Origin of the sequence: Mesorhizobium sp. WSM2561 (genome assembly GCF_000513915.1) — a bacterium.
GTDB classification, from domain to species: Bacteria; Pseudomonadota; Alphaproteobacteria; order Rhizobiales; family Rhizobiaceae; genus Mesorhizobium; species Mesorhizobium muleiense.
The window spans coordinates 83501-102278 of sequence record NZ_AZUX01000013.1; the positions used below are offsets into that span (position 1 = coordinate 83501).

Here is an 18778-nt window from a genome sequence, read left to right on the forward strand (position 1 = left end):
CTGGACGCATGGTCTTTTCCGGAAGTCATGCAGCTTTTTGCTTCGCTGACCTTCGGTTCGGGATCATGTTTAGATGAGACTTCTCTTCCTCGGCGATATGGTCGGCAAGACGGGACGCACGGCGGTGTGGGAACAACTGCCCGGCCTGATCTCGGATTTCAAACTCGACTTCGTCATCGTCAACGGCGAGAACGCCGCCGGCGGCTTCGGCATCACCGAAGAGATCTTTCGCGAGACGATCTCGGCGGGCGCCGACGTCGTCACCACCGGCAATCATGTCTGGGATCAGCGCGATGCGCTGGCTTTCGCGCCGCGCGAGGAACGCTTTCTGCGTCCGTCCAATTTCCCCAAGGGCACGCCGGGGCGGGGCTCGGGCGTCTACATCGCCAGGAATGGCGCGCGCGTTCTGGTCGCCAACATCATGGGCCGGGTGTTCATGCATCCCGAACTCGACGATCCATTTCAAGCCGGCGAGCGCGAGCTTGCCGCCTGCCCGCTCGGCGAGCAGGCCGATGCGGTGGTCATCGATTTCCATGCCGAGGCGACCTCTGAAAAAATGTGCTTTGCGCACTTCGTCGACGGCCGCGCCAGCCTGGTTGTCGGCACTCACACGCATCAGCCGACCGGCGACCACCATATCCTCAACGGCGGCACCGGCTATATCTCAGACGCCGGCATGTGCGGCGACTATGATTCTTCGCTCGGCATGGACAAGGAGGAGCCGCTCAACCGCTTTCTGTCGAAGGTGCCGAAAGGGCGCTTCGAGGCGGCGAGCGGCCCGGCGACATTGTGCGGCGTCGGCGTCGACATTTCGGATCGCAGCGGCCTGACCGAGCGGATTGCGCCGTTTCGCCGCGGGCCGCGGCTGGAGGAAACGGCGCCCTCGTTCTGGTCATGACATTGATGTAAGCGATTGTAGTACCTAATTGCCGGCTACGCCTGCTTCAGATCGTAAGAGGGGACGACCTCCATGCAGCTCATCGAATTCCTGGCGCCGCATTTCGCCTTTGTCTCCGATCCGACTGCATGGGTAGCGTTGCTGACGCTGATTGTGCTGGAGGTCGTGCTCGGCATCGACAATCTGATTTTCATCTCGATCCTGACCAACAAATTGCCGGAGGCGCAGAGGGCCCGCGCCCGGCGGCTCGGCATTTCTGCCGCGCTGATCATGCGGCTGGTGCTGCTTGCCACCATCTCGATCATCGTCCAGTTGACGACACCGGTGTTCACCGCTTTCGGCCATGGCTTTTCGTGGCGCGATCTGATCCTGATCGCCGGCGGCCTGTTCCTCGTCTGGAAAGCGACCAAGGAGATCCACCACACGGTCGATCTCGAGGATCACCAGGACACGATGATGGGTGAGACGCTGCAGCTTTCGCTGGCCGGCGCCATCTTCCAGATCCTGCTGCTCGACCTCGTCTTTTCGATCGATTCGATCATCACCGCGGTCGGCATGACTGACGAGATCGCCATCATGTACATCGCCGTGATCGTCGCGGTCACCGTGATGATGCTGGCGGCCGGACCGCTCGCCAACTTCATCGCCAAGAACCCCAGCATCGTCATGCTGGCGCTGAGCTTCCTGCTGATGATCGGCATGACGCTGATCGCCGACGGCATGGGCTTCCATGTGCCGAAGGGCTACATCTACGCCGCCATGGGTTTTTCCGCCCTTGTCGAGGGCCTCAACATGCTGGCGCGACGCCGGAGGAAGGCAAAGGCGGGCGCGGGGCACTGAGGTTGGCGGAGCGAAGCGACGGCGCGAAGGCCTGAGCTCTGCCTCAATTGTCGCGGCCATGCAGAACCTTGAGACGTCGGAGGGACAGCACCCCCTCTGTCCTGCCGACCCCGCAAGGAGGGAGATTGGCAGCTTTAGCGCTCCGCTCGTCCTGCAGCGTTGGAGATTGGCGAAAAGCCTCAGCGACATCCGATCTCCCCCCTTGCGGGGGAGATGTCCGGCAGGACAGAGGGGGGTGGGAAGGATCGCTGCAGAATGGCTTTTGGCACCCGGCGACTTAAGCGGTCGGCACGCCCTTCGGATGACGGTCGCCGATCAGGCCAAGCGTCAAACCTTGCTCCAACCAGGCCTTGGCGCCGGCGAGCACCAGCGCGAAGCCCTCGGTCGAGCCGATCGCCTGCTTGACCTGCTCATCGGGGCTGCCGGCAAAACCGTAATTGCGAACCTCGACAAAGGTCCTGCCGCCCGGCATCTCGGTAAACTTCCAGACCACCGTGGTCGGCGGATCGCTCCATTGCATGACGATCTTTTCGTTCGTGACGAACTCGCTGACCGTGACCGGCGTCGAAACGCCATACATCCGCCACTCCCAGCGAACTTCCTTGCCGCTGTCCAACCTGCCGCTGCCGTGGGTGAACCAGAATTTCGTCGTGATCGCCGGATCGACGATGGCTTCGAACACTTCTGCGACCGGCCGCCGGATCAGCATGCCGGCTTCGGCGGTTGGTGTCTCACGGATGTCCATTTCGTCCTCCTTCCGAACCGGTCTCCGTCACCAGGCGTCGGGTTCGCGCACCAGGTGAATGATGTTGGCCGGATTGGTGATCCAGCCGCCACGAAAACCTTCGCCGAGCACCTCGATGGCGTCGCAGCGCACAACACCGGCTTTGGCGAGATGATCGGCGGCGGCCGGAAAATCGTCGGTGAACAGTTCCAGCCAGATCTCGGCCTGGCTCAGCATCGGCGCCTCGTCGATCCACAGGCGATTGGGGCCGAGTTCGAAACCAACGGCCGGGGCCATGGCCGTGAACGGTTTTAGGCCGACGACATCGCGGTAGAAGGCGATCGTCTCCTGGTGTTGGTGGGACGGCACTTTCATGGCGATGTTGATGCCGCCGGTGATCTTCGCAGCCATTCTTTCCTCCGTCTTCTCAGATATTGTCTTCATTGGCAGGCTCGCCCTTCATCTCGCTGCGATAGTAGCCGTCGCGCAAATTGATGCCGTATTCGACATAGGCCTTCATGCAGGCCAGCATCTGCGACCAGCCCTCGCAATTGAGGTAGGACTTCTTCAGGCCGACCGCGTCCTCGTGCCAGCCGGCCTCGGCGATGGTGACGAAGGTGCCGCCGTCGTCCAGCGGCTCGAAATTCATCTCGATGCGGGTCTTGTAGGCCGGCTTGCCGTCGGCGTCGGTGGCGTCCCAGCGCAGCACGATGCGGTTGTCTTTCTCCACCTTGTCGACCTCGACCGGGACCTTGCCCCACCAGACGACCCTGGCGCCGGCCACCAGCGGGGCACTGGCGCCGCCGATGGTGGTGAAATAGCCGCTGAGCTTGTTCGGATTGACGACCGCATCGAAGACTTCGGCGACCGGTTTGCCGATGCGGCCCGAAACTCTGAATCCAAGAGACATATCCACAGCTCCTTCCTTGATCAGAACCGCATTATGTTATAAAAATATAACATGTCAAGCAAAGCGCAGGGCGACAATGTTTTCAAGGCGCTGGCGCATCCGCGCCGGCGCGCGCTGCTCGACGAGTTGAAGGACGCGCCGCGGACCACGGGCATGCTGTGCGATGCCTTTCCCGACATGGACCGCTGCACCGTCATGCTGCATCTGAAAGTGCTGGAGGAAGCCGACCTGGTGGTGGCGCGGCGCGAGGGGCGCGAGCGCTGGAACCATCTCAATGCGCTGCCGATCAAGCAGATCCACGACCGCTGGATCAGCCAGTACGCCACGCATGCGATCAGCATTCTCGACCGGCTGAGATCCGATCTGGGGGAGTGAGCGGCCGCAGGCATGCAACTGGCTGGCGTGTTGAGCACCGCCCTTACGGCGCGGCTGGACGAATTGAGCCGATTTATCTATAAGCCGGCCATTCCGAGATAGAGCGCCATACGTCAGCAGGGACGCTCTGAAATTTTGAATTCGAGCATTTTGGCAAAGGCGAGGTGACTACCTCGCCGCAGGATGCTCTGCCAAGAAAACGACAGGGGTGCCATGGCTGGCCATTCACAGTTCAAGAACATCATGCACCGCAAGGGCCGCCAGGATGCAGTGCGGTCGAAAATGTTTTCCAAGCTGGCGCGCGAAATAACGGTCGCCGCCAAGAGCGGCACGCCGGATCCGTCGATGAACCCGCGCCTGCGTCTTGCCGTGCAGAACGCCAAGGCGGTGTCGATGCCGAAAGACAACATCCAGCGCGCCATCAACAAGGCATCGATGGGTGACGCCGAGACTTACGAAGCCGTGCGTTACGAAGGCTACGGACCGGGTGGCGTCGCGCTGATCGTCGAGGCGCTGACCGACAACCGCAACCGCTCGGCGTCGAATGTGCGCGCCGCCTTCACCAAGGCCGGCGGGGCAATGGGCGAAACCGGCTCGGTGTCGTTCATGTGGGACCGTGTCGGCGAGATCTTCTATCCGGCATCGGTCGGCAGCGCCGAGAAGGTCATGGACGCGGCGATCGAGGCCGGGGCCGACGACGTCCAGTCGGACGAGGACGGCCACACGATCTATTGCGCCTTCGAGAATCTCGGTGAAGTGTCGAAGGCGCTGGAAGGCGCGCTCGGCGAGGCAGAGTCGGTGAAGCCGATCTGGAAGCCGCAGACCAACATTGCGGTCGACGAGGAGCGGGCACAGTCGCTGATGAAGCTGGTCGCCACGCTCGAGGACGATGACGACGTGCAGAGCGTCTACGCCAATTTCGAAGTCGACGACGAGACCATGGCGAAACTCAGCGCGGCATGAGCACAGCTCAGCCAGACATGAGCGGAGTTCAGTCCGAGATATGAGCGGAGCTCAATCTGACATGACCGAAAAGCCGTTGCCCCAGGTCCGCATCACCTATTGCGCGCAGTGCCACTGGCTGCTGCGGGCCGGCTGGATGGCGCAGGAGCTGCTGTCGACCTTCGCAACGGATCTGGGCGAGGTCACGCTGGTGCCCGGCACCGGCGGCATCTTCACCATTTCCTGCAACGACACTCTGGTCTGGGACCGCCAGCGCGACGGCGGCTTTCCCGATGCCGCAAGGCTCAAGCAACTGGTTCGCGACGTGATCGATCCGGACCGCGATCTCGGCCATGCCGACCGCAAGGGCGACAAGTCAAAAGACCCTGCCTGACGCAAGGTCTTTTAACTTCCTGCCCTCATTCACCGCCATGCCACGATGAAGCAGGCCAGCGCGACGATGGCGGTAATGGTGCGGACGTGGTTCCACATCACCCAGTCCCTGAGATAGGTGGCCCACACGGCGCCACCGTTGGCGCTTGCCGGATCGACGGCGGCCAGCGCGTTGTTGAGCGGCACGTTGAAGATCATCGTCACGATCAGGTTGCCGACGAGGTAGATCAGGGCGCCGGCGAGAAGCCACAACGAGCCCGGTTGGCCCCAGCCGATGACAGCGCCGACGACGAGGACGAGGCAGATCAGCCCGGTGCCGAAAAGCGCGGTCATGAACATCGGCGTCACCGCAGTGACGTTGATCGAATTCATGGCGGCGATACCGCCCACGGCAGGCATGCGGGCGAGGCCCGGCATGACGAAGCTGGAGAAGGCGAAGAAGACACCAGCGACGACGCCCGAGCCGAGCGCGGCGATGAAGGTGAGGCTGGGAAGCAGTTTCATGATCATGTCAGTCACTCCATATGCCCGTACCAGCGGTTTCGGTTGCATAGGCGGAAAAGTTTTTTGGGGCGCGGCCGAGCACGCGCTCGACGCCGTCGGTCAGCGACTCGTTGCGGCCGTCGAGCACCTCGGTGAACAGCTCGTTGAGCAGCCAGGCGAACTCGGCCGGCAACTCGTACCCGGCTACTGCGGCGGTGAACTCGGCATGCGAAATCCTGACAAAGCGGATGTCGCGGCCGGCCGCCTTGCCGATCTCGGCGACCGCGTCGGCGAAGCTCAGCAGACGCGGCCCGGTCAGCTCGTAAAGCTGGCCGACATGGCCTTGCCGGGTAAGCACTGTCACGGCGGCGTCGGCAATGTCGTCGGCATCGACGAAAGGCTCTCCGACAGTGCCGACCGGCAAGGCCACCTCACCGGCCAGCAGCGGATCGAGCAAAAAACTCTCGCTAAAATTCTGGGAGAACCAGGCGCAGCGCAGGATCGTCCAGTCGGCGCCTGAGGCTTTGAGCATCTCTTCGGCTCGTTGCGCTTCGGTTTCGCCGCGCCCCGACAGCAGCACCAGTCGGTTGACGCCACGTTCCACGGCAAGACGCGAGAAGGCGCCGACCGCTTCGGCCGCACCGGGTACCGCAAGATCAGGATAGTAGCTGATGTAGACGGCACCGACTCCGTCAAGCGCGGGGGCCCAGGTAGCTTTGTTTTCCCAGTCGAACGGCGGCGTGCCTGAACGCGAGCCGATCCGTACCGGCAGGCCCTGCGCCGTCAGCCTGTCCGAGAGACGACGGCCGGTTTTGCCGGTGCCGCCGAGGATCAAAATCGGTTTTGTTGCTGTGTCGATCATGGAGATTTTCCTTTGCATACAAACATGAGTAATCCTCACATTTGCAAAACGTGATAAACCCTCGTATTTTGCGAGTCAAGCCAATTTGTTGATCATTCGCCGGGAGACAGTGATGGAAGGCTCGAGCGTAGCGGGTTCACAGGATGGCCAGATCGCATCGCCGCGCCGGGCGCCCAGCCAGCAACGCAGCCGCGAGCGGGTCGAGCGGATGCTGGCCGCCGCCTCTGCGCTGATCGCCGAGCAAGGCAGCGATGCCATGCGCATGGGCGAAGTTGCGGAACGGGCCGGCGTGTCGATCGGTTCGCTCTACCAGTTCTTCCCGGACAAGCGGGCGATCATCTGGGCGCTGGCCGAACGCCACACCGCCGAAAGCCAGGCCTGCATCGCGGCAGCGCTTGCACAGGTCAGCGACGCCGAAGGGCTGCGGCGGGCATTTTCCGAGCTGGTGGATATCTATTACGGGCTGTTCCTGGCCGAGCCGGTGATGCGCGACATCTGGTCGGGCACACAGGCCGACAAGGCGCTGCGCGAACTCGAGCTCGCCGACAGCCGGGCCAACGCCGAATTCCTCACCGCGGTGCTGAAGCGGCTGCGGCCTACCGCCGATCCGGCGGCGCTGGAAACGACGGCGTTTCTCATCTGGCAGATGGGCGAGGCCACCATGCGGCTGGCGATCTCGGTCGGTCGAAAGGAAGGCGACGACCTGGTCGCCGCCTACAAGCGGATGGCGCTGCGCGAACTGGTCGACCAATAGAGCCGCATTTCCAACAAAAAACCCGCCACGAGGGCGGGTTTCTTCGATCCGAAAAAAGCTTGCGGCCTACAGCCCAAAACCTTCGAAACGCTTCTTGAACTTCGACAGACGGCCGCCGCGGTCGAGCAGGGTCTGCTGGCCGCCGGTCCAGGCCGGATGGGTGGTCGGGTCGATGTCGAGGTTCATCGTATCGCCTTCCTTGCCCCAGGTCGAACGGGTCATGTATTCGGTGCCGTCGGTCATGACGACCTTGATGGTGTGGTAGTCGGGATGGATATCGGTCTTCATTGTGCTATTCCTGGTTCGCCGGCGCCGCTGACGGGCATAAAGCCTGCGTCGATGCGCCCCTTTTTAAAACTCGAAGCCGCAGCTATTGAGGAGCCACGGCTTTTGAAAACGGTCGGCGAGCCTATACATCAGCCGGAATTGAATCACAAGGCCGCGGTAAGCGCATATTGAGGCGCATGCCCAGAAGGCGGCCAAAGGAAACGGTCATGGCGCATAAAAGCGGCGATGCAGACGAGCGTAGGCGCTCGCTCAAGCCGCTGCGGCGCCTGTTCCCCTACATCACCCGCTACCGGAAAATGGTCATTGGCGCGGTCGTCTCGCTGACCGTTGCTGCGGCGACGACGCTGGCGCTGCCGCTGGCCGTGCGGCGCATGATCGACCATGGCTTTTCCGCTTCCGATTCCATTTTCATCGCCGAGTATTTCGCCATGCTCGTGGTGATGGCTGCCTTGCTCGCCGCGGCGTCGGCCAGCCGCTATTATTTCGTCATCACGCTGGGCGAGCGCGTCGTCGCCGACATCCGCAGCGACGTGTTCCGCCATGTCACGACGCTGTCGCCATCCTTTTTCGACACCGCACAGTCGGGCGAGATCGTCTCGCGGCTCGCCGCCGACACGACGCAGGTCAAGTCGGCGGTCGGTGCCACTGCATCGGTAGCGCTGCGCAATGTCATTCTTGGGCTTGGCGCCGTGGCGATGATGGTCTTCACCAGCCCGAAACTGTCGGGCCTCGTCATCGCCGCCATTCCGGTGATCGTGCTGCCGCTGGTCGCCTTCGGCCGCTCGGTGCGGCGCAAATCGCGGCTGGCGCAGGACACACTGGCCGACGCCACGGCCTATGCCAGCGAGCAGATCGGCGCGGTGCGTACACTGCAGGCCTTCACCAATGAGAAGCTGGTCACCGGGCATTTTTCAGCTGCCGTGGAAGCCGCTTTCGCGGCGGCGCGGTCCTCGATCTTTGCCCGCTCCTTCCTCACCTTCTTCGCCATCTTCATGATCTTTTCCTCGGTGGTGGCGGTGCTGTGGTTCGGCTCGCGCGACGTGCTCGACGGCACGCTGTCGCCTGGCACGCTCGGCCAGTTCCTGCTCTATTCGGTGTTCGCGGCCGGCGCGCTTGGCGCGCTGTCGGAAGTGTGGGGCGAGCTTTCCCAGGCGGCGGGTGCTGCCGAACGGCTGACCGAGATCCTGGCCGAGAAGCCCGCGATCCAGGCCCCCGCGCATCCGAAACTGCTGCCGGCGACGGCCAGAGGCGCAATCAGTTTCGACGACGTGTCCTTCTCCTACCCGGCCGGGCCCGACCGCGCTGCCGTCCACGGCCTGAGTTTCCAGGTCAAGCCCGGCGAGACGGTGGCGATCGTCGGCCCGTCCGGCGCCGGCAAAAGCACCGTCTTTTCGCTGCTTCTGCGCTTCTACGACCCCGTGACCGGCAAGATCATGATCGACGGCGTCAATGTGCGCGAGGCCGACCCCGTCGCCATCCGAGAGCGAATCGCCATCGTGCCGCAGGACGTCACCATCTTCGCGGCCAGCGCGCGCGACAATATCGGCTTCGGCCGTCCGGACGCCAGCCAGGCCGAGATCGAGGCGGCGGCCAGGGATGCGCTTGCCGACGAGTTCATCCTGAAACTCGAGAAAGGCTATGACAGCCAGGTCGGCGAGCGCGGCGTGACCTTGTCCGGCGGCCAGCGCCAGCGCGTGGCGATTGCCCGCGCGATTCTGCGCGATGCGCCGATCCTGCTGCTCGACGAGGCAACCTCGGCGCTGGACGCCGAAAGCGAGACGCTGGTGCAGACGGCGCTGGAGCGGCTGATGCAGGACCGCACGACGATCGTCATCGCCCACCGGCTGGCGACGGTGCTGAAGGCGGACCGGATCCTGGTCATGGATGGCGGCAGCATCGTCGAGGAAGGCACCCACCGGAGCCTCGTCGCCAAGGGCGGCATCTATGCGCGGCTGGCCAAGCTGCAATTCGAAACCGGGGCGAACGCTTTCAGGGGCGCCGCGGAGTAGTAGGACGACGCTGCCAAACGGCTTCGTCTTTTGCAAATGGCGCTGGTCGGCAGTGACGAAATTGCCGCCGCGTTCGATGCGCTTGAAGGTATGTCAGGCGCCCTTCAGCACCTCCCCATAGCGCTTGCGCAAATGCTCGGTGAAATGCGTGGCGTTGAGCTTCTCGCCGGTGGCGCGCTCGAGCAGGTCGGGCGTCGACCAGCGCGAGCCTTGCGACCAGATCCTTTCACGGCGCCAGTCGTTGATCGCCGCGAAATTTCCCTTGGCGAGGTCTTCGTCGGCCGAGGGATGATCTCTGGTCAGCGCCGCCCATTGCTGCGCCGCCATCATCGCGCCCAGCGTATAAGACGGGAAATAGCCGAAGGCAGCACCCGGCCAGTGCACGTCCTGCATCGGTCCGTCGGCAGGATTGTCGATGGTCGACAGGCCGAGATAGTCGCGCATCTTGGCGTCCCAGGCCTCCGGCAGGTCGGCGGCCTCCAGCCGCCCCGAGACAAGCTCCTGCTCCAGCTCGTAGCGCAGGACGACGTGCAGCGGATAGGTCACCTCGTCGGCGTCGACGCGGATCAGCCCGCGCTCGACCCGGTGCACATGCGGCAGGATGTCTTCGATCGACCAGGTCTCGCCGAGGTGCTTTTCGACCACCGGCAGCGCCCAGCGCCAGAATTCGGGGTTGCGGCCGATCTGCTTCTCGACGAACAGGCTCTGGCTTTCATGCACGGCCATGCCGCGCGCCTTGCCGAGCGGCCAGTGCGCCCACGCCTGCGGCAGGTTCTGTTCGTAAAGCGCGTGGCCGGTCTCGTGCAGCACGCCCATCAGCGCCGACAGGAAATCGGAGGTCTTGTAGCGGGTGGTGATGCGCACGTCGCTCGGCACGCCGCCGCAGAACGGATGATGCGATACCGAGAGCGAGCCGTGGGTGAGATCGAAGCCGACCGCTGCCATCATGGCGAGTCCAAGCTCGCGCTGCTTTTCGATCGCATAGCTGCCCGAAAGCGGCTTCAGCGGATGTTTCGCCAGCCGCTTTTCCTGCACGGCCAGTGCCTCCGGCACGAAATCCCTGAGAAAGGTCTTCAACTCGGCGAAGACCGGCGTGATGTCGGCGGCGCGGTTGCCGGGATCATATTGCTCCATCAGCGCGTCGTACGGATCAAGGCCGAGCACGTCGGCGCGAAGGGTTGCTTCCTCGCGTACCAGCGCGACGACGCCTTCGAGCGCCGGCAAGAACCCAGCCCAGTCGTTCTTTGCACGCAAGTCGCGCCACAGCTGCTCGGAGCGCATCCGGGCGGTGGTTTGGCGCTCGACGAATTCGACCGGCAGGCAGGTCAGGTTGGTGTATTGCCGCCGGAATTCCTTGACCGCTGCCTGCTGTTCTTCGTTCAGCGTTTCCTGTTCGGCCGCTGCGATCCAGTCGGCGATCTCCGGCGCGGTCGCTCTGGCGTGATGCATGCCGGCCAGCGCCGACATCGCCTCGGCGCGCTTTTCGCCGCCGCCGACGGCCATGTGGGTCGCCTCGTCGGCGCCGAGAATGGCGAGCGCATGCTCCAGTGCTTCGAGCTTGTGGCCGAGGTCGTCGAGTTTTTGAAAGGACATGGCGGGTTCCGCTGAATTTGAACGGCGGGAAAAGATACCAATGCGCTGATATTGGCAACCCTGAAAGGCCGTCGGCGATGGGCACATTGGTTGCTGGCCAGGATGCACGCTGCAATGGGTCTTGCGGGAGCGGTGGCGTGCGTGATCAATATCGCGAGGCGGCGCCGCGTCGCATCGGGGAGACGAAGCTTGATCGCCAATGTGCTGGTAGGGTTGGTGGCGCTGATCCACCTTTACATCGTCTATCTGGAGATGGTGCTGTGGGACACGCCGCGCGGCCACAAGGCGTTCAAGCTGCCGCCGGAATTCGCCAGCGCATCGAAAGTGCTTGCGGCCAACCAGGGGCTCTACAACGGCTTTCTCGCCGCCGGGCTGATCTGGGGGCTTTACCTCGGCGCGGCCGGTTTCCAGATCAAGGTGTTTTTCCTGCTCTGCGTCGCCATCGCCGACCTCTACGGCGCGGCGACGGTCGGCAGGAAAATCCTCTACGTCCAAACCGTGCCCGCTGCAGTTGCTCTGACCGCAGTTTGGCTGGGCCCATAACCCCGTAATCGGACTCGATTTTTGGAAAAGCTCCCTGCCTGGGGCTTTCGGTGCGGAACGGATCTTGCGCAAAATCAACAGATCATGCGCAAGATCAAAGTGCGGCGCTGTAATGGATGATTTCAGCCTTTTGGATAGTTTGGGCCGTAGCCGTTCGGATAGTACCCGCCATCGCCGCCGCTGCCGATGAGGAAGGCGCTGCCGGTGGCAGCCCGCAGCCTTTGGCTCACATGATCGATCTGCGCCAGCATTTTATGATACTGCGTGGCCGGCATCGTTCCATCTCGCGCGGCCCTCTGCGCTGCCCGATCAAGTTGAGCGACCTGCGTGCGCAAGCCACGCGCTTCGTCCAGCTTGATCCTGTTCGCCTGCATGGCGCCTCGGATACCGGTATCCACGCTCTCTATCTGGTTGATCAAAGCTGCCTCATGCGGGCCGGCGTCGGCGCCGGCAAACGGAACGGTGACGAGAAGTGCGGCGAGCGTTGCAGTCCTGAGTGTCTTGGGAGTGAAAGAGCGCATGTTGCGTCTCCTTTTACAGGGGAGGCGGCGATTGGGAGGGCCACCTTCCGGCTGTGGGCCGTCGGTTCCGTCGGGTCGCGATGGACGCTTCCACCGCCGGCGGTTCTCGGCCCCGTGACATAGCTAGGAGCGATCCTCGGCAAAACGCAATCAAAAAAAGGTAATCTTTTCAGGCTTGCTGGCTCTGCATCGGGCCCTAAGAGCGGCCGCCGCCTGGAGCCGGGGCGATCAGCGCTCGGTCAGTTTCAGCTCGATGCGGCGGTTCTTGTTGCGCGCGTCTTCGGTGTCGGCGGGGTCGAGCGGCTGGAATTCGCCGAAGCCGGCGGCAACCAGGCGGTTGGCCGGCACGCCGTTCTCGATCAGGAACTTCACCACCGAGGTCGAGCGCGCCGTCGATAATTCCCAATTGTCGCGGTAGCGGCCGGTGCCCGACAGCGGCTTGTCGTCGGTGTGGCCGTCGACGCGCAGCACCCAGTTGATCTCCGGCGGGATCTCCCTCTGCAGGTCGATGATGGCGTCGGCGAGCTTCTTCATCTCGTCCTTGCCGGCATCGTTGATCACTTCGGAGCCTGTCGGGAAAAGCACTTCCGACTGGAAGACGAAGCGGTCGCCGACGATGCGGATGTTCTCGCGGTCGGCGAGGATTTCGCGCAGGCGCCCGAAGAAGTCGGATCGGTAGCGGTTCAGTTCCTGCACACGTTGCGCCAGCGCGACGTTCAGGCGGCGGCCGAGATCGGCGATCTTGGTGTTGGACTCGCGATCGCGCGCTTCGGACACGTTGAGCGCTTCTTCGAGTGCTCCGATCTGCCTGCGCAGCGCCGAGATCTGCTGGTTGAGGATTTCAACCTGGCTCAGCGCCTGCTGGCTGATCTGGCGCTGGTTGTCGAGTTCGCCCGAAAGCGCCGTGGCCCGCTGGTTGGCGGCGTCGCCGGCACCGGCGCCTTGCGCCAGCAATTGCTCGAGCCGGCTCTTTTCCGCCTCCGACGCCGACAGCGACGCCTGCAAATTGGCGAGCGAATCTTCCTTGTCCTGCGTTGTCGAGCGCTCCAGCGCCAGAAGCTGGGTCAGTTCGTTGATCTGCGAATTGAGGCGGTTGAGCACCGTGTCCTTGCCGGAGATTTCGCGACCGAGCAGGAACTGCGCCAGCACGAAGACGGTGAGCAGGAACATGATCGCGAGCAGCAACGTCGACAGCGCGTCGACGAAGCCCGGCCAGTAATCGATACGGCGATCGGCACGCCGGCTCCTGGCGAGAGCCATGCTAATGGACTCCAGTCTTCTTCAAGGCGTCGGCGATCTTCTCCAGGGTGTTGCGCATCGCCTTCTGCTCGTCCGACTGGGCCTCGACCCAGTCGCGCATGATCTGCTGCTCCGAGCGCATGTTCTTGACCAGGCCCGAAATGCCGTCGGCAAGGTTGGCCATGGCGGTGGCGACACGCGGATTGGCGCCGCCGCCGTTCTCTTGCATGCTGCGCAGTCTTTCCGACAGGACGCGGATCTCGTCGGAGGACTCGACCCTGGGCGGTTCGGCGACGACGATGTCGGAGGACAGGTCGGTGACCGAGGACAGCCAGTTTTCGAGCTCGGTGTAGAAGCGTGTCTGGGCGCGGCCAGCCTGCAGGTCGAGGAAGCCGAGCACCAGGGAACCGGACAGGCCGAACAGCGAGGACGAGAAGGCGGTGCCCATGCCGGCCAGCGGCGCGGAAAGCCCGGCCTTCAGCGATTCGAGCACGGCGGCGGCATCGCCGGTACCGGGATCGAGCGAATCGATGGTTTCGCGGATCGAGCCGATCGTGTTGAGCAGGCCCCAGAAAGTGCCAAGCAGACCAAGGAACACCAGCAGCCCGACAAGATAGCGCGAGGTGTCGCGGCTTTCGTCGAGGCGGGTGGCGATCGAATCGAGCATGGTGCGCATTGAGCTGGTCGAGAAGGCGATCGTCGGCGAGCGGCCGATCATCGCCTTCATCGGCGCCAGCAGCACCGGTTCGGTGGTTTCGGAGCCGGCCCGAAAAGAGTTGACCCAGCGCACTTCGCGAAACAGCCGGCCGACCTGCGCGAAGGCCAGCAGGATGCCGACCGCAAGCACGCCGACGATCAGGCCGTTGAGACCGGGATTGGTGGCAAAGGCTGTCGAGATCTGACGGGTCAGGATGGCGGCGATGAAAGCGACGATCATCAGGAAGATGACCATGGTCAGGAGAAAGACCTGCGGGCTCGACAATTTGTGCGGATCGTACATCAGCACGTCGGAGCGCCTGCCCATGCCGAAGGATTTGAGTAAAGCCATCCGTGCCCCGTTTCCGATGCCGCCGCCGCCGCCAATTCACGTTTGACGGCGACTCTAAACGCAATTGTGACCAAATTGAATGGCGCTTGGCAATATTGCCAAGCGGACCATTGCGTTAGAGTCGGTTGATGACCAGGCAGTCGGCCATGGCGGCAAGATGCAGGCCGGCGCCGGTGACGACAAAGCCGTGCCACAGCGCATTGTGGAAGCGCAGGCCCTTCCAGGCGAAGAAGATGACGCCGCAGGAATAGACGATGCCGCCGGCGACGATCAGCGCGATCGATGTCGTCGGCAATGTCTGGACGAGCGGCTCGACAAGAACGATGCCGCTCCAGCCGATGGCGAGATAGAAGATGATCGCCAGCCGGTCGAAGCGACCGGGAAGAAGCACTTTGATGGCGATGCCGATCGCTGCCGCGACCCAGACCAGGACGATCATCGAGATGGCCAGCGGCGAGCCGTCGAGTTGGGCGAGGAAAGGCGTGTAGGTCGCGGCGATCAGGAGATAGATCGCGGCATGGTCGAAGCGCCGCAATATCCACTTGGCTGGCGACGACACCGGCCACAGATTATAGGCCAGCGACACCGACAGCACGGTGAGCAGCGAAACCACATAAAAGGCGGCGGCGATATATTCGCCCGGACCGGTATGGAAGGCAGCCAGCGCCAGCAGCGTCGAGCCAGCAGCAATGGCGAGCACGATCCCCACCGCATGGACGATGCCGTCGGCGATCATTTCGGCGCGCGAATAGTGCCAGCGTCCCATGAACGGGATTTCGATCTGGGGTATCTCGATCTGGGATTTCGGGCCGATGCGCGTCATGAATGATCCTGCATCCCCTTATTTGTGTGGATGCCGGACAGCATTTCAAGCTTTCGTTGCGGTTTTGCGACTGCGGCGGTTCAGCGCGCCAAGCTAGAGCCTAGCGCGGCGTCACCGGCTTCCTGACGGTTTTCAACAGCGCACGCTGGATGGTCTCGTTGCCGGCGACGATCGAGCCGCCATCCAGCATGTTCTGCCCGCCGGCGAAGTCGGAGATGAAGCCGCCCGCCTCGCGGATCAGGAGGATGCCGGCGGCGACGTCCCAGGCCGACAGGCCGGTTTCCCAGAACCCGTCCATGCGGCCGGCAGCGACGTAGGCGAGATCGAGCGAGGCGGAGCCGAGGCGGCGCACGCCCGAAACTTCGGCCATCACGTTGCGCAGCTCGATCAGGAAATTGCCATGTTGGCCGCGGCCGAGATGCGGCACGCCGCAGCCGATCACCGTGTCGATCAGCTTGGTGCGGCCGGCAACCCGCAGCCGGCGGTCGTTCATGAATGCGCCGCCACCGCGCTCGGCGGTGTAGAGTTCGTCCATCGCCGGATTGTAGACGACACCGGCGACGATCTGGCCCTGGCGCTCCAGCGCGATCGAGATGGCGAAGAGCGGAATGCCGTGCAGGAAATTGGTGGTGCCGTCGAGCGGGTCGACGATCCAGCGGTGCTGGCTGTCGTCGCCTTCGATCAGGCCGCGCTCCTCCATCAGGAAGGCATAGCCCGGCCGCGCCTTCGACAGCTCGGTGAAGAGGATTTCTTCTGCCTTGCGGTCGGCCTGGCTGACATAGTCGCCCGGCCCCTTCATCGAGACCTGCAGGTTCTGCACTTCGCCGAAATCCCGCGACAGCGAGCGGCCGGCCTTCATAGCGGCCTGGACCATGACATTGAGGATCGCGGAACGCGCCATTGCTCTTCTTCCTGCCGCTGCGCCTATTTGCCTTGAGGCATGATCCTATCCAAAAAGTCTGCAACTTTTTGGGATTATGCATGCCTTGAAGCATGACCTTGTCCAAAAAGTCTGCAACTTTTTGGGATCATGCCTTAGTCGGCGCGGCGCACGTAAGTGATTTCGTTGGTGTCGACGATGATACGCTCGCCCGAGCCGATGAAAGGCGGCACCAGCACGCGAATGCCGTTTTCCAACATCGCCGGCTTATAGGACGAGGCGGCGGTCTGGCCCTTCACCACCGGGTCGGCCTCGGTGATCGTCAGCGTCACCTGGTCGGGCAGCGAAATGCCGATCGGCCTTTCGTCATAGAGCTGGACCGTCACCATCATGCCGTCCTGCAGGAAGGCAGCGCGATCGCCGACGAAATCCTTTTGCAATTCAAGCTGCTCGTAGCTTTCGGTGTCCATGAACACCAGCGCTTCGCCCTGTTCGTAGAGGAAGGAGAAATCCTTCATCTCCAGTCGGATCTGCTCGACTGTCTCGGCCGAGCGGAAACGCTCATTGAGCTTGGTGCCGTTGATCAAGTTCTTCAACTCGACCTGATTATAGGCGCCGCCCTTGCCGGGCTTGACGGTGTTGGTTCTGACCGCCACCCACAGGCCGCCATCATGCTCGATGACATTGCCGGGACGGATTTCGTTGCCATTGATCTTGGCCATGATGATGTGATCCGGAATGAGATTTTCGCGACGAAAGCGATTTGGCGCCTCCAAGACCACAAATCGCCAGGAGAGGCAAGTGAGCGGACAGGAGGGGGAGTAACGGCGGAGCCATCTCCTTGTCTGCATCCGCTGCCCGATTATTCACTGTCCGCGACGCTTTAAGGCAGGCGGTTGGCCTTCTGCAGCGCCTGCTTGGTCTGGTCGTCGGTCAAGCCCTGCAGAAAATCATCCATCTCCGGATCGATCAGCCCGGCGCGCCGTGCGACGACGTACCAGGCCCCGGCAAGGATCGGATCCGGATCGGTGCCGATGCCGCCCATGTAAAGCTTGGCGAGGCGGTTCTGGGCGGCGACATTGCCGCCCTCGGCGGCCTGTTTCATCCAGCCGAAGCCGGACTTCAGGTCGCGGGCGCCACCGCGTCCCTCGATCATCCAGGCAGCGAGATCGATCTGCGCCGTATCGTAGTTCTGCCTTGCTGCCTGCGCCAGCAGGCCGCGCGCCTGGGCATCGTCGCGCAGCTTGCCGCCGACGCCATTGGCATAGACCTGCGCCAACGCATATTGCGCGTCGGCAAGGCCGGTCGCGGCGGCGCGCTGATAATAGGACACCGCCTTTGCGATGCCGGCATCGCCGGGGTCCTGCTGGACCAGCAGCTGCGCGAAATTGAACTGCGCCAGACGGTTGCCGGCCTCGGCGGCGGCCTGCATCAGCGCGTAGGCCCCTTTCTCGTCCTTCTTGACGTAGCGGCCGTCGAGCAGCATCAGCGCATATTGGAACTGCGATTCCGGTATGCCCTGCTCGGCGGCAAGCGCGTACCACTTGGCCGCCTCCGCCGCGTCGACCGGCACGCCAAGGCCGCGCGACAATATCTCGGCGATCAACGTCTGCGCCGCCGGATCGCCGTTCTGGGCGCGAACCAGAGCGAGGTTGTAGGCCGTCTTGTAAAGGCCGCGCTGGAAGGCGCCATAGGCAGAATCCGACGGCTTTGCACCGAAGCGGTCGGGATTAATGGCGTCGGCCGACGGCAGCGGCGCCATGGTGGCGGGCTGCGGCAGCGGCGTGGCGATCGGCTTGTCCGTGCTTGCAGCGGTGTCGGGCTTCGGTTGCGGCAATGGGACGGTTTCCGCCACGGCGACCTGCACCGTGAGCTGCGCCAGCAAAGCACCGAAAAGGATTGTCGGCGCGGGCACGTCAGTCCTCGAAACGCGGCGCGGTTTCGTCGAGCAGCGCGTTGGCGCTGGCGACTGCCATCTTTGGGTCGATGCCCTCGGCAAAGACGGCGCTGGACAGCGCCACGAATTCGGCGCCGGTGGCAGCCACCGCTTCCACCGAAGTGATGTCGGACCCGGCCATGACGATGCAAGGGATCTGGATCACATCCGCCCACCATTGCCCCAGCGACAGGTTGCGTGGGTGCGGCTCCGGCTTGTTGTCGTAGCCGAAGCGGCCGAAGAAGATGTAGTCGGGCCTGAGCTCGCCGAGTTCCAGCGCATCGTCGCGGGTCTTGGCGCCGCCGGTGCCGACCATCATTTTTGCCTGAAAACGTTCGATCGTCCCGGCGAGTTCGGCCTTGCCGGCCTCGACATGAATGCCGTCGGCCTGGACGCGACCGGCGATGCGGGTGTCGCCGGCAATGATGACAGCGATGCCTGCCGCTTGCGCCGCCGGCACGATCTGTTCGGCGAAGGCCTGGAAGGAGGCTTCGTCCATGTCGTTTTCGGGCAGGATCAGCGAGGCGACGTCGCCGCCCTCGAACGCCGCGCCGATGTGCTCAGCCGGCACGCCGGCCGGCGCGATCAGCACGATGCGGCAGCGATTTGGAGGCGTTGCGTCGTTCATTGGTTTTTGACCCCGGTTTTCGCCTATGCCGGGCGAAGATGGTTGCATTGCGGCATAGAGCAAAGTGCCGGCCTTGAACAGGCGGGCGG

The 18778-nt window shown here is 63.4% G+C and carries 23 protein-coding genes; 8 read left to right on the forward strand and 15 right to left on the reverse strand.

Features of this window, described 5'->3' with window-relative positions:
• Window positions 1–73 precede the first annotated feature (73 nt).
• Window positions 74–898, forward strand: coding sequence for a YmdB family metallophosphoesterase (locus M727_RS0111920; RefSeq protein WP_023800020.1), 825 nt, complete (start codon window positions 74–76; stop codon window positions 896–898).
• 72 nt (window positions 899–970) lie between these two features.
• The gene (locus M727_RS0111925; protein WP_027152876.1) at window positions 971–1738 is read left to right on the forward strand and encodes a TerC family protein; all 768 of its coding nucleotides are present in this window, start codon (window positions 971–973) and stop codon (window positions 1736–1738) included.
• Window positions 1739–2015: 277 nt separating this feature from the next.
• On the opposite strand, the gene M727_RS0111930 is transcribed toward M727_RS0111925, so the two are convergent.
• Genes M727_RS0111930 through M727_RS0111940 form a run of 3 tightly spaced genes read right to left on the reverse strand, consistent with a single transcriptional unit; the run spans window position 2016 to window position 3372 of the window.
• Entirely contained in the window at window positions 2016–2483 is a 468-nt protein-coding gene (locus tag M727_RS0111930; protein WP_027152877.1) for an SRPBCC family protein, read from the reverse strand.
• Between the two features lie 27 nt (window positions 2484–2510).
• Window positions 2511–2873 carry a glyoxalase/bleomycin resistance/dioxygenase family protein gene (locus M727_RS0111935; protein ID WP_027152878.1) on the reverse strand — a complete coding sequence of 121 codons (363 nt, stop codon included), beginning with the start codon at window positions 2871–2873 and terminating at the stop codon, window positions 2511–2513.
• Window positions 2874–2889: 16 nt separating this feature from the next.
• Complete coding sequence (locus tag M727_RS0111940) at window positions 2890–3372, reverse strand: SRPBCC domain-containing protein (RefSeq protein WP_027152879.1); 483 nt, start codon at window positions 3370–3372, stop codon at window positions 2890–2892.
• A gap of 51 nt (window positions 3373–3423) precedes the next feature.
• Here M727_RS0111940 and M727_RS0111945 point away from each other — a divergent pair, with 51 nt between their 5' ends.
• From M727_RS0111945 to M727_RS0111955, 3 genes are all read left to right on the forward strand, one after another.
• Window positions 3424–3747 (forward strand): helix-turn-helix domain-containing protein, encoded by a 324-nt coding sequence (locus M727_RS0111945; protein ID WP_027152880.1) that lies wholly within the window; start codon window positions 3424–3426, stop codon window positions 3745–3747.
• Between the two features lie 213 nt (window positions 3748–3960).
• Entirely contained in the window at window positions 3961–4710 is a 750-nt protein-coding gene (locus M727_RS0111950) for a YebC/PmpR family DNA-binding transcriptional regulator (RefSeq protein WP_027152881.1), read from the forward strand.
• Window positions 4711–4771: 61 nt separating this feature from the next.
• Window positions 4772–5083 carry a SelT/SelW/SelH family protein gene (locus M727_RS0111955; protein WP_156941523.1) on the forward strand — a complete coding sequence of 104 codons (312 nt, stop codon included), beginning with the start codon at window positions 4772–4774 and terminating at the stop codon, window positions 5081–5083.
• A gap of 29 nt (window positions 5084–5112) precedes the next feature.
• On the opposite strand, the gene M727_RS0111960 is transcribed toward M727_RS0111955, so the two are convergent.
• The gene (locus M727_RS0111960) at window positions 5113–5592 is read right to left on the reverse strand and encodes an anthrone oxygenase family protein (protein WP_027152883.1); all 480 of its coding nucleotides are present in this window, start codon (window positions 5590–5592) and stop codon (window positions 5113–5115) included.
• 1 nt (window position 5593) lies between these two features.
• On the reverse strand, window positions 5594–6427 hold the full coding sequence (locus tag M727_RS0111965) for an NAD(P)H-binding protein (RefSeq protein WP_027152884.1): 834 nt from the start codon (window positions 6425–6427) through the stop codon (window positions 5594–5596).
• A 112-nt stretch (window positions 6428–6539) separates the two neighbouring features.
• Between M727_RS0111965 and M727_RS0111970 the strand changes: the two genes are divergently transcribed.
• Complete coding sequence (locus tag M727_RS0111970) at window positions 6540–7181, forward strand: TetR/AcrR family transcriptional regulator (RefSeq protein ID WP_027152885.1); 642 nt, start codon at window positions 6540–6542, stop codon at window positions 7179–7181.
• Window positions 7182–7247: 66 nt separating this feature from the next.
• Here the strand turns inward: M727_RS0111970 and rpmE are convergent, their stop codons facing one another.
• The gene (rpmE, locus tag M727_RS0111975; protein ID WP_006327661.1) at window positions 7248–7469 is read right to left on the reverse strand and encodes a 50S ribosomal protein L31; all 222 of its coding nucleotides are present in this window, start codon (window positions 7467–7469) and stop codon (window positions 7248–7250) included.
• Window positions 7470–7675: 206 nt separating this feature from the next.
• Here rpmE and M727_RS0111980 point away from each other — a divergent pair, with 206 nt between their 5' ends.
• Window positions 7676–9478 (forward strand): ABC transporter transmembrane domain-containing protein, encoded by a 1803-nt coding sequence (locus M727_RS0111980; protein WP_027152886.1) that lies wholly within the window; start codon window positions 7676–7678, stop codon window positions 9476–9478.
• A 93-nt stretch (window positions 9479–9571) separates the two neighbouring features.
• On the opposite strand, the gene M727_RS0111985 is transcribed toward M727_RS0111980, so the two are convergent.
• Window positions 9572–11071, reverse strand: coding sequence for a carboxypeptidase M32 (locus M727_RS0111985; protein ID WP_027152887.1), 1500 nt, complete (start codon window positions 11069–11071; stop codon window positions 9572–9574).
• A 189-nt stretch (window positions 11072–11260) separates the two neighbouring features.
• Here M727_RS0111985 and M727_RS0111990 point away from each other — a divergent pair, with 189 nt between their 5' ends.
• The gene (locus M727_RS0111990) at window positions 11261–11614 is read left to right on the forward strand and encodes a DUF1304 domain-containing protein (RefSeq protein WP_027152888.1); all 354 of its coding nucleotides are present in this window, start codon (window positions 11261–11263) and stop codon (window positions 11612–11614) included.
• Between the two features lie 122 nt (window positions 11615–11736).
• Here M727_RS0111990 and M727_RS0111995 read toward each other — a convergent pair whose 3' ends face one another.
• The 8 genes from M727_RS0111995 to M727_RS0112030 all read right to left on the reverse strand — a co-directional run bounded on the left by M727_RS0111995 (window position 11737) and on the right by M727_RS0112030 (window position 18689).
• Entirely contained in the window at window positions 11737–12135 is a 399-nt protein-coding gene (locus M727_RS0111995) for a hypothetical protein (RefSeq protein WP_027152889.1), read from the reverse strand.
• Window positions 12136–12363: 228 nt separating this feature from the next.
• Window positions 12364–13395 (reverse strand): peptidoglycan -binding protein, encoded by a 1032-nt coding sequence (locus M727_RS0112000; RefSeq protein ID WP_027152890.1) that lies wholly within the window; start codon window positions 13393–13395, stop codon window positions 12364–12366.
• A 1-nt stretch (window position 13396) separates the two neighbouring features.
• Window positions 13397–14422, reverse strand: a complete 1026-nt coding sequence (locus M727_RS0112005; RefSeq protein ID WP_023800004.1) for a MotA/TolQ/ExbB proton channel family protein — start codon at window positions 14420–14422, stop codon at window positions 13397–13399.
• Window positions 14423–14537: 115 nt separating this feature from the next.
• Window positions 14538–15245 (reverse strand): hemolysin III family protein, encoded by a 708-nt coding sequence (locus M727_RS0112010; protein ID WP_036262149.1) that lies wholly within the window; start codon window positions 15243–15245, stop codon window positions 14538–14540.
• A 100-nt stretch (window positions 15246–15345) separates the two neighbouring features.
• Window positions 15346–16146: an inositol monophosphatase family protein gene (locus M727_RS0112015; RefSeq protein ID WP_023800002.1), complete on the reverse strand. Its 801-nt coding sequence runs from the start codon at window positions 16144–16146 to the stop codon at window positions 15346–15348.
• Window positions 16147–16280: 134 nt separating this feature from the next.
• A complete protein-coding gene (gene efp / locus M727_RS0112020) occupies window positions 16281–16847 on the reverse strand; it encodes an elongation factor P (RefSeq protein ID WP_027152892.1) in 567 nt (188 codons plus the stop codon).
• Window positions 16848–17008: 161 nt separating this feature from the next.
• On the reverse strand, window positions 17009–18040 hold the full coding sequence (locus M727_RS0112025) for a tetratricopeptide repeat protein (protein ID WP_027152893.1): 1032 nt from the start codon (window positions 18038–18040) through the stop codon (window positions 17009–17011).
• Between the two features lies 1 nt (window position 18041).
• Window positions 18042–18689 (reverse strand): thiamine phosphate synthase, encoded by a 648-nt coding sequence (locus tag M727_RS0112030; protein ID WP_027152894.1) that lies wholly within the window; start codon window positions 18687–18689, stop codon window positions 18042–18044.
• Window positions 18690–18778: the final 89 nt, after the last annotated feature.